The organism is Rhizobium leguminosarum, assembly GCF_019798305.1.
Classification (GTDB): domain Bacteria; phylum Pseudomonadota; class Alphaproteobacteria; order Rhizobiales; family Rhizobiaceae; genus Rhizobium; species Rhizobium leguminosarum_U.
Genome location: NZ_JAAXDD010000001.1, coordinates 218,613 through 230,794 on the forward strand (window position 1 = coordinate 218,613; position 12,182 = coordinate 230,794).

The following is a 12,182-nucleotide window of genomic DNA, read 5'->3' on the forward strand; positions in this document are numbered from 1 at the left end:
TGAGGCTTTCGCCCATTGCAAACAAGAGGCTTGCAAAGCCTCGGCCGGTTAAATCGCCGTAAGGTGAAGGGTTTGAGTGCTGCTGCCCGGTCAAAGTTCGCGCAAAACGGGCGCCGCCTTCTGCCCAAGGATGCGCCAGGTGCCGATAAGGCCGATGCCGACGGTGAGGACAAGTGCTGTGACGAGCGTCAGTCCCGCCACATCGGGCAGAAAGGTCGAGGGCAGGCGCATGATGCGGGCAACGATGAACCAGGCGGCAACGCCGCCGGCGATCAGCGCGAAGACCGCGGTCGCAAGCCCCAGGATCAGATATTCGTAGCTGAAGGCGCGGATCAGCATGGCGCGCGTGGCGCCGAGCGTTTTCAGCACCACCGCATCGTGGGTGCGCGCCCGGTTTCCGGCGGCAAGCGCCCCGGCAAGAACGAGGATCGAGGCGATGAGGGCGACGGAGGCCGCAGCGCGGATCGCGGTCGCAAGCTGTGCGACCAGCTGGTTGACGATATCGATCGCGTCCTTGACGCGCACACTGGTGATCGTCGGATAGGTATTGGTGACCGATTTCAGGATCGCCGCATCTTCGGCGGGTGTCGAAGAGGGATCGGTCAGCGTCGCCAGCCACGCATGCGGGGCGCCGCGGAAGGTATTCGGCGAGAAGACCATGACGAAATTGATCGACAGCGATTCCCACTCGACGCGGCGCAGACTGGCGATCTTCGCCGTGATATTGCGGCCGAGCACATTGACGGTCACCTTATCGCCGATCTTGAGGCCGAGTTCATGCGCCTCTTCCGAGGAGAAGGAGACGAGCGGCTCGCCGCTATAATCCTTATCCCACCATTTGCCTTCGGTGAGGGCGGCGTTCTCCGGCAGGGTTTCGGCATAGGTGATGCCGCGATCGCCGTTCAGCACCCAGCGGCCGGCTGCCGGCACGTTCATCTTGGTGACGTCCTCGCTGTTGAAGGCGACGATCCGGCCGCGCAGCATCGGCACTTCGACAAGCTTGCCCTGCGGCGCCTGCGCCTGGACGAGATCGCGGAAGGCATCGACCTCGGCGCTCTGGATGTCGACGAAGAAGAAGTTCGGCGCACCCTCGTTCATCCGGCCGGTCAGCTGCCGGCGCAGGTTCCCGTCGATCAGGGTCAGGGTCACCAGCAATGCCAGGCCAAGGCCAAGCGAGAGCACGACCGAGGGCGTCAGTGCGCCGGGGCGGTGGATGTTGCCGATTGCCAGCCGCAGCGCCGGCGAATTGACGCGTGGGCTGCGGCGCGCGAGCCAGGCGATCAGGGCGGCGACCAGGCGCAGGATGACGAAGGCGAAAACGATCGCGCCGACGAAGACGACGGCGATGAAGCGATCATAGGCGGTGAGGATGGCAAGCCCGGCAAGGGCGGCCATGAACAGGGCGGCAAGCAGGATGTAGGGCCAGGAGGGCAGGCGGCGGGCCTCGAAGCCCTGCTCGCGGAAGAGTGCCGTCGCCGGCACTTCGCGGGCGTGGCCGAGCGGCAGGATGGCGAAGGCGAGCGTCGTCAGGATGCCGAAGAGCGTGGCGAGCAGCAGGGCGCCGGGGTAAAGGGTCGGCGCAGTCGAGACCGGCAGGAATTGCGCCAGAAACTGGGCGGCGAAGATCGGCGACAGGGCGCCGATGACGAGGCCGATCAGGATGCCGCCGAGAGCGATGATGGCAATCTGGAAGAGATAGATCAGAACGACGACCTGCGCCGGCGCGCCGAGACATTTGAAGGTGGCGATGGTGGTGCGCTTGGCATCGAGGAAGGCGCGCACCGCATTGGCGACACCGACGCCGCCGACGATCAGTGCGGTGAGGCCGACCAGGGTCAGGAACTGCGAGAAGCGGGTGATGTTTTCGGTGAGTGAGGGCGCGGCGCGGTCGCTGGTGCGGATCGCCCAGCCGGCGGAGGGGAACTCCTTGGAGGCGCGCGCCTGGATGCCCGACATTGCGCCCTTGTCGTCCAGCCGGATCTTGTAGGCATGTTCGACCAGGCTTCCGGTCTGGATCAGTCCGGAGGCTTGGAGCGCCTGGCGGCTGACGAGCAGACGCGGCGCAAAGCCAAAACCTTCCGACAGTGCGTCCGGCTCGGTTTTGACCGTGCCGGTGATGCTGAGCTTGACGTTGCCGAGCAGCAATTCGTCGCCGACCGTAAGCCCGAGCCGATCGAGAAGGAGGGGCGCCGCGACCGCACCATAGGTGCCGCTTTGGCTGGAAAGCAGTGCTGCAAGCGGATAGTCCGGCTCGGCCACGAACTTGCCGTAGAGCGGGTAGGCGTCATCGACGGCCTTGACCTCGACCAGCGCCTGATCGGAACCGTCAGGCTTGCGGGCCATCGAGCGCAGGCCTGTCGACACCGAAACGGTGCCAAGGCCGTCGAGGAAACCTATTTCCTGAGGTGAGGCTTCGCGGTTGTTGAGTTCGAAGCGGATGTCGCCGGCCAGCAGTTCCTGCCCCTGCGAGGCGATCGTATCGGTGATCGACTGTGAAACGGAATTGACGGCGGCGATGGCGCCGGTGCCGAGCGCGATGCAGGCAAGAAAGATGTAGAAGCCGCGGATGCCGCCGCGCAACTCGCGCAGCGCCAGGCGAAAAGCGAGCGAGACGCGTGGGGTGATGATCATCATGCGATCGCCGCTTCGCTACGGCGGGCGGCGCTGTCGCCTTCGATCCTGCCGGAGCGGACGCGAATCTGGCGCGAGCATCGGTTTGCAAGTGAGACGTCGTGGGTGACGAGAAGCAGGGTCATGCCGCGTTCGGCCTGCTTGGAGAATAGAAGGTCGGCGATCTGGCGGCCGGTCTCGGTATCGAGATTCCCGGTCGGCTCATCGGCGATCAGCAGGGCCGGCGACGGGGCGAGCGCCCTGGCAATCGCCACGCGCTGCTGCTCGCCGCCGGAAAGCTGGCCGGGATAGTGGTTCAGCCGCTCGCCGAGGCCGACCGATTTCAGCTCGCGATGAGCGATCTCGAAGGCGTTGCCGACATTCGCGAGTTCGAGCGGCACGGCGACGTTTTCCAGCGCCGTCATGTTGGCAATCAGGTGAAAGGACTGGAAGACGATGCCGATGTTGCGGCCGCGGAAGTCGGCGACCTGGTCCTCGCTCAACGCGTGGAGCGGCGTGTCATTGATGTTGATCTCGCCGCTATCGAGCTTCTCCAGCCCGGCAAGCACCATCAGCAGGGTGGATTTGCCGGAACCGGAAGGGCCGACGATACCGACGGATTCACCGGCCGCGATATCGAGATCGATGCCCTTCAGCACATGGACGGAGGCGGCTGCGCTGCCAAGGGTCAAATCGGCGCCCTTCAACTCGATAATGGTTTTTGCCAACAGAAATCGCCCTATATAAGTCCGTTATCGAAAGGCCGCATACGGCACCTCGCCAATCTAGGGAAGCTGGGATGAGATTTAAAGTTGCCGCCCTTCAATTCACCGTCATCGCCGTCTCGCTGTTCCTTGCCACTGCCGCCGATGCCCGGACGATCAATCTCGTCGGTTTTGGGGACAGTTTGATGGCGGGCTATCAGCTGCCGCCCGGCGACGGCTTTCCGGAAAAGCTGCAGGTGGCATTGAAGGCGAAGGGGCTCGACGTCACCATCGCCAACGCCGGGGTCTCCGGCGACACGACGACAGGGGGCCTTGCGCGCATCGACTGGTCGGTACCCGACGGTACCGATGGCGTCATTCTGGAGCTTGGCGCCAACGATGCGCTGCGCGGCATCCCGCCGGAGGAGAGCGAGAAGAATCTCGATCAGATGATTGCCCGGCTAAAGGAGCGTGGGATTGCCGTGCTGCTCGCCGGTATCATAGCGCCGCCGAACATGGGGGCGGATTATGCTGCACGATTCAACCCGATCTATCAGAAACTCTCGGAAAAACATGGGCTTCCACTCTATGCCTTCTTTCTCGACGGCGTTGCGCTGGAGGCAGGGTTGAAGCTCGACGACGGCATGCATCCGAACGCGAGAGGTGTCGACGTTATGGTCGAAAAGATGGAGCCTGCTGTCACAAATTTCGTCGAAGCGATTTCATCTGTGAAGAATTAGGGGCTTGCGCGGTTGTTGATTGCATGATTCCGTGTGAGCACCTGCAAAAGATTCGGGGAGTGCTCGTGATGCCGAGACTGTTTACCGCCCTCGAAATTCCGCGCAATGCGGCGATGAGTCTTTCATTGCTGCGCGGTGGCCTCCCCGGAGCACGATGGATCGATGTGGAGAATTACCACATCACCCTGCGCTTCATCGGTGATGTCGACGGCCGCACGGCCGATGAAATCGTTGAACGCCTCGACCGCATAGACCGGCCGGAATTCCAGTTCCGGCTCGAAGGCATCGGTTCCTTCGGCTCGAAGAAACCGCATTCGGTCTGGGCCGGCGTCTCGCAATCGCCTGAAATGTATGCCCTGCAGGGGGAGATCGAGCGCATCTGCCAGCGTATCGGCCTGCCGCCGGATCCCCGCAAATTCATGCCGCATGTGACGCTGGCGCGGCTCAAATCCTCGCGGCTCGACGATGTCGTGCAATATCTGGCGGGGCGCGGCAACTTCCACACAGCAACCTTCACCGCACCGCGCTTCGTGCTGCTTTCGTCGCGCGAATCGGTCGGCGGCGGGCCTTACCTCACCGAGGAAGTGTTCCCGCTGCACGAGGCGCGCTCGACGCCCAGCGTTTCCAGCAGCCTGCAGCAGCCGGTCAAGAGCCTGGTGTAGCCCAGCTCGAAACCGTCTGGGCCGCCATAATAGGGATCGAGAATATCCTCTCCCGTTCGCAGCGCGGTATCACCGAAAAGGCGGATATTCGCCCCATGCAGCGCGCGCTTTTCGAGCGCCGCCAGGTTGTCGCGGTCCATGGCAAGGATCAGATCGAAATCCCTGAAATCCCTTACAGCGCCGCGCGTCTTTTCAGACGCGCAAAGGACGCTGTAACACTTTGAATTGCTGCATAATTGCATCTTTAAATCGATGCCGATTTAAGGAATTATGCAGCGGCTGGACGCGCCGGGCGCGCTGTCCCGATATGTCGATGCCGTGGTTTTTCGTGGTGGCGATCGAACGCCGGTCCGGCGGCTCGCCCTCATGCCAGCCGCTAGAGCCTTTCCGGGTTAGATTGAAGCATTCTGTTGGCTCGACCGGCCGGCGCGCGTCGTAGCCCAGTTCTACGGCCAAGCCGGCCGGTCGATCAGCCGGCCCGTTTCAGCCAACCCTCCCGCAGATTTGCCTGGCAAATCTGCAAGACTTTAGAATCGCCGGACGCACCTCTTGCTTCGCATGGCGAAGCAGTGCGGCCAGTGGGCCGGGCATCTTTCCGCCAGGATCAAAGGCGATCGGCTCGGACGTACCAAGGGGTATGCCCTTCGCCAATCGCCTCCGCCCTGACGAAAACCTGCTCCGGCAGAATGCTTCAATCTAATCCGGAAAGGCTCTAGTGCCGGCGGAATCGATCATAAAATCGCCGGTCAACCCAGCCTCGGCGACGAGATGGCCAAAAATTCCCTCCGCAAGCGGAGAACGGCATATATTGCCCATGCAAACGAAGAGGATGCTGATGCGTTTCATCGGTAACCTGTCTGAGAGATGAGAGGACAATGGCATGAAAATGGAAAGACTGGAACGGGCGGCGGCCGAGGCTGAGCTGAGCGAGCTTTCGGGCTGGGTGCTGAATGATGCGGCTTCGTCGATATCGAAGACGTTCAAGTTCGCAAATTTCGTCGAGGCTTTCGGCTTCATGATGCAGGCAGCGCTCGCGGCCGAGAAACTCAACCACCATCCCGAATGGTTCAACGTCTATTCCAGGGTGGATGTGACGCTGAACACGCATGACGCCGGCGGACTGACGGAGCTGGATTTCAAGCTCGCCAAAGCCATGGAGAAGGCTGCGGCGCGCCGTGTTGTTTGAAAGCGGGGCCGATTGAAAGGGGCCGATTGAAAGACTGGGCGCCGTCACCATATGTTCGCATGGACAAAAGGGATGCAGGGATGGACGAGGTCAAATTCGGTGAAATCCTCTTGCCAGGCGACGAGGACACCCAGAGCCGACGCGAGAAGACGGTCAGGCAGAAATTCTGGCCGACGTTTCGGCGGGCCGTGCGGCAGATCCCCTTCTCGCGCGATGTCGTCGCCGGTTTCTATTGCGCGCTTGATCCGCAGACGCCGACCAAAGTGCGCGGCGTGCTGCTTGCGGCACTCGCCTATTTTGTCATGCCGATCGACATGATCCCGGATGTTTTTGCCGTCATCGGTTTTTCCGACGACATCGCCGTGCTCTCGGCCGCCTTCGCCATGGTGCGCGGCCACATCCGTCCGGGCCACTACGAGGCGGCCGACCGCGTTCTCGCCGACCGGCCGGAAGAAGCAATGAAGACGATCTAAAGCGCGTCCGCTGCACACTTTTGGCTGACATGTGTTAGGCGATTTCGCGTTCCAGCAGCTTGCGGAGCTTGCCGAAGGCAAGTCGGATACGTGACTTCACCGTGCCGAGCGGCAGCCCGGTCGTTTCGGCGATCTCCGAATGCGATTGACCGAGGAAGAAGGCGGCGCGTAGCATGTCGCGCTGTTCCTCCGGCAATTGACCGACGGCGGCGCGTATCTTCGCGTCGCGATCGTCATTGGCGATGATTTCTTCCGCGCCGATATCGGCCGGCGGCTGCAGGGCCGGATCGTTCTCGTCGAAGATGCGGGTATTGGCGCGGCGCTGCATGTCGATGCGGCGATTGCGGGCAATACGGAAAAGCCAGGTCGAGAGGGAAGAGCGCGCGGCATCATAGAGGTCTGCCTTGTGCCAAAGCACGATCATGATCTCCTGGACCAGTTCCTCGGCCTCGCCTGATGTCATCCTCTGGCGCATCAGCCAGGCCTTCAGGCGGGGTGCGAAATAGTCGAACAGGATGGAAAAGGCCTGCTGGTCGCGATCGTCCGCGACGGCCTTCGCGAGGGCAGCGAAACGCTGTCTTTCCTCGGCATCCATATCCCCTCACCAGCCCCCTGCGGCAATAATTTCGTCCCGGATTTCCAAGCCTTACTGAGGTACAACGGATTTGGGAAAGGTCAAACTCTTGCCTGAATCTTTGTGTCTTAAATTCAGCCGAACGGACGGCCAGTGCCATTGGGGCACGGTGTCGCGGCCGATACCGTCAAAGGGACGAAAATTGACACCCGAGCTGAAATGACACAGGCAGATACAAATCGCAGCTATTGTTGACCATTTGGTAACCTGAATTAAGTCAAAATAAAGCAGATCGTGATTATGCGGCGCCCGCTATGATCGCTTCGGGCCTTGAATCGCAAGAACCGGCAGGAATCCATGTTTGTAAAAAGTATCGTATCCGCTCTCGCACTCACCCTTGTTATGGCCGGAGTTGCGACAGCGCAGCAGGCCGCGCCGAACCGCATCCAGCAGTTCCAGGCATGGGGCGCCTACTCCTACAAGTCGGGCAACAGCACCGTCTGCTACGTGCTTTCCGTTCCGACGGCAAAGCAGCCGGCAAGCGTCGACCACGGGGACAATTTCTTCATCGTCTCTCAGCGTCCGGGCCAGAACATCTCCTACGAGCCGCAGGCGATGATGGGCTACACGGTCAAGGAAAGTTCGAAGATCAACGTCGTCATCGACAACAAGACCTTCGTGATGTTCACCAAGGACAAGGCCGGCTGGGTCGAGAACGCGGCGCAGGAGCCGGCCCTCGTCGCCGCGATGAAGACCGGTCATTCGATGACGGTGAATGCCGTTTCGCGCAAGGGCACCGGCACCTCCTACAGCTATTCGCTCTCGGGTATCTCGGCTGCGTTGAAGCAGATCGAAACCTGCAAATAAGCGGTCCTTTAGGCCGAAGAGTTTCATGGGCCGGCCTTGCGCCGGCCCATGCCGTTTCCATCTATGGTGACGCGCGGGCAAAATGATGCTAAAGCCGGCGCCAACAGCGGACAGATCGCGATTTCACTCGCCGTTCCGCCATTCAACTTCTGCCGATGTGCTGTCATGCGCCCACAGGTCTTCCGGCTTACCGCTGAAGTCCACGGGGTTGCGAGGAGCAGCCACATGTTTGAATTCGGGATGAATGCCTATGTCCGTCATGGATGCGATCGTTGTCACCAAGCCGCAGACCCGCCCGCCCGTCAACATCGAGAAACCATCGTTGATTGGCCTGTCGCGCGAGGAGATGGGGGCGGCACTCCGGGAAAAGGGTGTGGCCGAGAAGCAGATCAAGATGCGCGTCTCGCAGCTCTGGAACTGGATCTATGTGCGCGGGGTCTCCGACTTCGACCATATGACGAATGTCGCCAAGGACATGCGGGAAATGCTGAAGCAGCATTTCACCATCGCACGTCCCGAGATCGTCGAGGAGCAGGTCTCCAACGACGGCACGCGCAAATGGTTGCTGCGCTTTCCCGCCCGCGGCGCGGGGCGTCCCGTCGAGATCGAGGCCGTCTACATTCCGGAAGAGGGCCGCGGCACGCTCTGCATCTCCAGCCAGGTCGGCTGTACGCTCACCTGTTCCTTCTGTCATACCGGGACGCAGCGTCTGGTGCGCAACCTGACGGCGGAGGAAATTCTTTCGCAGCTGCTGCTTGCCCGCGACCGGCTTGGGGACTTTCCGGACCGTGAAGCGCCGCAGGGTACGGTCATGCCTGCCGAGGGCCGCAAGGTCAGCAACATCGTCATGATGGGCATGGGTGAGCCGCTTTATAACTTCGATGCCGTCAAGCAGGCATTGCTGATCGCCACGGATGGTGACGGCCTGTCGCTGTCCAGGCGCCGCGTGACGCTTTCCACCTCCGGCGTCGTGCCGGAGATCTTCCGCACCGGCGAGGAAATCGGCGTCATGCTGGCGATTTCGCTGCATGCGGTGCGCGACGATCTGCGCGACATTCTGGTGCCGATCAACAAGAAGTACCCGCTGAAGGAGCTGATCGAGGCCTGCCGGACCTATCCCGGCCTTTCGAACGCGCGGCGCATCACCTTCGAATATGTGATGCTGAAGGATGTCAACGACAGCCTGGAAGACGCCAAGGGGCTGATCAAGCTGTTGAAGGGCGTGCCGGCGAAGATCAACCTTATTCCATTCAATCCCTGGCCCGGCACCAATTATCAGTGTTCCGACTGGGAGCAGATCGAGAAGTTCGCCGATTTCATCAATTCGGCGGGTTATGCCTCGCCGATCCGCACACCGCGTGGCCGCGACATTCTTGCCGCCTGCGGCCAGCTGAAATCGGAATCCGAACGTATGCGCAAGACCGAACGTCTGGCCTTCGAGGCGATGATGATCGCCAATCACGGCGCTGACGACTGATCAGCAAGTTTGATCCTCGCTACAATTCTCCGCGATTGATTTCAGGGGGCGCTTTTCCTAAAAGTGCCCCCAAAATCATTCAGGAGGATCCCCATGCGCCCGATTTTACTCGCTCTTGCCGCCAGTTTGGCCCTTTCCCTGCCCGCAAAGGCCGATGACGTCACCGTCGCCGTGACGGCGATCGTCGAACATCCGGCGCTGGATGCAGCACGCAAGGGCGTTCTCGATGCGCTGATGGCTGCGGGCTACAAGGAAGGCGAGAACTTGAAATTCGTCTTCGAATCGGCGCAGGGCAATCCGGCGACGGCGGCCCAGATCGCCCGCCAGTTCGCCGGCGACGAGCCCAATGTCATCGTGCCGATCTCGACTCCCTCGGCCCAGGCCGTCGTTTCCTCGACGCGTGACATTCCTGTCGTCTTCACGGCCGTGTCCGATCCGCTCGGCGCCCAACTCGTCAAGGATATGGACAAGCCCGGCGGCAACGTCACCGGCCTCTCCGATATGTCGCCTGTCGCCGAACACCTTGCGCTGATCAAGGAGATCCTGCCCGATGTGAAAACCATCGGCTATCTCTACAATTCCGGCGAAGCGAATTCCGTTTCGCTGCTCGCCGTGTTGAAGGCTGAAGCCGAAAAGGCTGGCCTGAAAGTGGTCGAATCGGCCGCCACGAAGTCGGCTGAGGTCCAGGGTGCGGCACGCGCGCTCGTCGGCCGCGCCGATGCGATCTACATTCCAACCGACAACACGATCATCTCCGCGCTTGAAGGTGCTGTCGCGGTTGCCGAGGAGAGCAAGCTGCCGCTCTTTACCGCCGATACGGATTCGGTTTCGCGCGGTTCGATCGCCGCCCTCGGCTTCAACTATTATGATGTCGGCAAGCAGACCGGCGAGATCGTCGTGCGCGTGCTGAAGGGCGAGAACCCGGGCGACATCGCGGTCAAGACCGCCGCCGGCAGCGACCTCGTCGTCAACAAGGCGGCCGCCGAGAAGATGGGCGTCACCCTGCCGCAGAGCGTGCTTTCCCGCGCTACCAAAGTCATCGAATAAGGAAGGCGACTGCCGTCGCTGATCGAGTTTGCAGCCGCTCCCGTTTGCGCGGGGGCGGCTGATCGTATTAAAAGCCTGATGTTTCGCCTGAGGCGCGGAGCGGAAACGGAAGAAAAGGGGCTGAAAGCCTTGAGCCAAATCGCATTCTGGGGGGCCGTCGAGCTCGGACTGGTCTATTCCTTCGTCGCTCTCGGCGTCTATCTCGCCTTTCGAGTTCTCGACTTTCCCGACCTGACGGTCGATGGCTCCTTTCCGCTTGGCGCGGCGGTGACGGCCGTGCTGATCATTGCCGGCGTCAATGCTTGGCTTGCGGCTCTGATCGCTATGGCGGCCGGTGCCGCTGCGGGCATGGTGACGGCGCTGCTCAATGTGCGCTTCAAAATCCTCAACCTGCTCGCCTCGATCCTGACGATGATCGCACTGTTCTCCGTCAATCTGCGCGTGATGGGCAAACCCAATGTCGCCCTCATCAATGCCGACACGATGATCAGCCCGTTCTTCGGCCATGGCCTTCGCGATTTCTACGTGCGGCCGCTCTTCGTCGGTGTTCTGGTCGTCATCGCGCTCATCCTGGTCTGGCGTTTCCTGGAAAGCGATGCCGGCCTGGCAATGCGGGCGACCGGCGCCAATGCAAGGATGGCGCGGGCCCAGGGCGTCGATACCAGCCGGCAGATCTATCTCGGCATGGCGATCTCGAATGCGCTGGTGGCGCTCGGCGGCGCGCTGTTTGCCCAGACGAACGGCTTTGCCGATGTCACCTCAGGCGTCGGCACAATCGTCGTCGGTCTGGCCGCCGTCATCATCGGCGAGACGCTGCTCGGGCGCCGCGGTCTGCTGATCGCGCTTGTTGGATGCGTGCTCGGCTCGATCCTCTATCGCATCGCGATCCAGCTGGCGCTTTCGAGCGACGTCATCGGCCTGCAGGCGTCCGATCTCAATTTCGTCACAGCCGTGCTGGTGACCGTGGCGCTCATCCTTCCCCGTATGCGCGGAGGTGTTGCGTCGTGATCAACCTCAAGAACATCAAGGTCGTCTTTGGGCGCGGCACGCCGCTGCAGAAGCAGGCGCTCTCGGGTGTCAGCCTGACGATCGAGGAAGGCTCCTTCGTCACCGTCATCGGCTCGAACGGCGCCGGCAAATCGACGCTGCTCGGCGTGCTCGCCGGCGATGTGCTGGCGAGCGAAGGGCAGGTGCTGATCGGCAATAGCGACGTGACGCGCAAGACGACGGCGGCGCGCGCCGGGCTGGTCGCCCGTGTCTTCCAGGACCCGCTGACTGGAAGCTGCGGTGCGCTGTCGATCGAGGAGAACCTGGCGCTTGCCGCGCGGCGCGGTGAGCGGCGCGGGCTCGTCTCCGCCCTTGGTGCAAAACGGCGCGAGCATTTTCGCGCGAGGATCGCCGAGCTCAATCTCGGGCTGGAGAACCGCATGAAGGACCGCATGGACCTGCTTTCCGGTGGCCAGCGCCAAGCGGTCTCGCTCGTCATGGCGACGCTGGCGGGCTCGGAAGTGCTGCTGCTCGACGAACATACGGCGGCCCTTGACCCCGGCATGGCGGAATTCATCATGGGCCTGACCCAGAAGATCGTTTCCGAGCGCAAGCTGACGACGCTGATGGTGACGCATTCGATGCGGCAGGCGCTCGACTATGGCCACCGGACCGTGATGCTGCATGGCGGCGAGATCGTGCTCGATGTCGCCAGCGACAGCCGCAAGACGTTGCAGGTCGAGGATCTGATCGCGATGTTCCGCAAGATGCGCGGGCAGACGCTGGATGACGATGCGTTGCTGATCGGCTAAGGCCGACAGCGTGCTGATCGGCTAAGGCCGACAGCGTGCTGAT

12 protein-coding genes and 2 pseudogenes are annotated in these 12,182 nt (G+C 61.8%); 9 read left to right on the plus strand and 5 right to left on the minus strand.

From position 1 onward, the window contains the following. Positions 1-90: 90 nt before the first annotated feature. Positions 91-2,634: an ABC transporter permease gene (locus HFO99_RS00995; RefSeq protein ID WP_222358554.1), complete on the minus strand. Its 2,544-nt coding sequence runs from the start codon at positions 2,632-2,634 to the stop codon at positions 91-93. Continuing rightward, entirely contained in the window at positions 2,631-3,338 is a 708-nt protein-coding gene (locus HFO99_RS01000; protein WP_116407513.1) for an ABC transporter ATP-binding protein, read from the minus strand. The genes HFO99_RS00995 and HFO99_RS01000 overlap by 4 nt, the downstream gene beginning before the upstream one ends. Before the next feature lie 71 nt (positions 3,339-3,409). On the opposite strand from HFO99_RS01000, the gene HFO99_RS01005 reads away from it, so the two are divergent. Both HFO99_RS01005 and thpR read left to right on the plus strand, forming a co-directional pair. Further along, positions 3,410-4,054, plus strand: coding sequence for an arylesterase (locus tag HFO99_RS01005; RefSeq protein ID WP_222334701.1), 645 nt, complete (start codon positions 3,410-3,412; stop codon positions 4,052-4,054). A 68-nt stretch (positions 4,055-4,122) separates the two neighbouring features. Then, positions 4,123-4,716 (plus strand): RNA 2',3'-cyclic phosphodiesterase, encoded by a 594-nt coding sequence (gene thpR / locus HFO99_RS01010; protein WP_003543644.1) that lies wholly within the window; start codon positions 4,123-4,125, stop codon positions 4,714-4,716. Here thpR and HFO99_RS33865 read toward each other — a convergent pair. Together HFO99_RS33865 and HFO99_RS01025 are read right to left on the minus strand one after the other, a co-directional pair. Then, positions 4,623-5,172: pseudogene (locus HFO99_RS33865) on the minus strand (low molecular weight phosphotyrosine protein phosphatase). The gene thpR and the pseudogene HFO99_RS33865 sit on opposite strands and share 94 nt — an antisense overlap. Positions 5,173-5,430: 258 nt before the next feature. Continuing rightward, a pseudogene (locus tag HFO99_RS01025) lies at positions 5,431-5,562 on the minus strand (low molecular weight phosphotyrosine protein phosphatase); the annotation flags it as partial. Positions 5,563-5,596: 34 nt separating this feature from the next. On the opposite strand from HFO99_RS01025, the gene HFO99_RS01030 reads away from it, so the two are divergent. Both HFO99_RS01030 and HFO99_RS01035 read left to right on the plus strand, forming a co-directional pair. Continuing rightward, complete coding sequence (locus HFO99_RS01030) at positions 5,597-5,902, plus strand: 4a-hydroxytetrahydrobiopterin dehydratase (RefSeq protein ID WP_222358563.1); 306 nt, start codon at positions 5,597-5,599, stop codon at positions 5,900-5,902. Between the two features lie 80 nt (positions 5,903-5,982). Then, positions 5,983-6,375 carry a YkvA family protein gene (locus HFO99_RS01035; protein ID WP_018072065.1) on the plus strand — a complete coding sequence of 131 codons (393 nt, stop codon included), beginning with the start codon at positions 5,983-5,985 and terminating at the stop codon, positions 6,373-6,375. A gap of 34 nt (positions 6,376-6,409) precedes the next feature. Here HFO99_RS01035 and HFO99_RS01040 read toward each other — a convergent pair whose 3' ends face one another. Further along, positions 6,410-6,970 (minus strand): sigma-70 family RNA polymerase sigma factor, encoded by a 561-nt coding sequence (locus HFO99_RS01040; RefSeq protein ID WP_222358565.1) that lies wholly within the window; start codon positions 6,968-6,970, stop codon positions 6,410-6,412. A 336-nt stretch (positions 6,971-7,306) separates the two neighbouring features. Here HFO99_RS01040 and HFO99_RS01045 point away from each other — a divergent pair, with 336 nt between their 5' ends. The 5 genes from HFO99_RS01045 (at position 7,307) to HFO99_RS01065 (ending at position 12,139) form a co-directional block, all read left to right on the plus strand. Next, entirely contained in the window at positions 7,307-7,816 is a 510-nt protein-coding gene (locus HFO99_RS01045; protein ID WP_011653884.1) for an invasion associated locus B family protein, read from the plus strand. Between the two features lie 250 nt (positions 7,817-8,066). Beyond that, positions 8,067-9,293: a 23S rRNA (adenine(2503)-C(2))-methyltransferase RlmN gene (rlmN, locus tag HFO99_RS01050; protein WP_222358568.1), complete on the plus strand. Its 1,227-nt coding sequence runs from the start codon at positions 8,067-8,069 to the stop codon at positions 9,291-9,293. A gap of 93 nt (positions 9,294-9,386) precedes the next feature. After that, complete coding sequence (locus HFO99_RS01055; protein WP_222358571.1) at positions 9,387-10,340, plus strand: ABC transporter substrate-binding protein; 954 nt, start codon at positions 9,387-9,389, stop codon at positions 10,338-10,340. A 129-nt stretch (positions 10,341-10,469) separates the two neighbouring features. Next, on the plus strand, positions 10,470-11,348 hold the full coding sequence (locus tag HFO99_RS01060; RefSeq protein ID WP_222358574.1) for an ABC transporter permease: 879 nt from the start codon (positions 10,470-10,472) through the stop codon (positions 11,346-11,348). After that, the gene (locus HFO99_RS01065; protein WP_222358577.1) at positions 11,345-12,139 is read left to right on the plus strand and encodes an ABC transporter ATP-binding protein; all 795 of its coding nucleotides are present in this window, start codon (positions 11,345-11,347) and stop codon (positions 12,137-12,139) included. The genes HFO99_RS01060 and HFO99_RS01065 overlap by 4 nt, the downstream gene beginning before the upstream one ends. Positions 12,140-12,182: the final 43 nt, after the last annotated feature.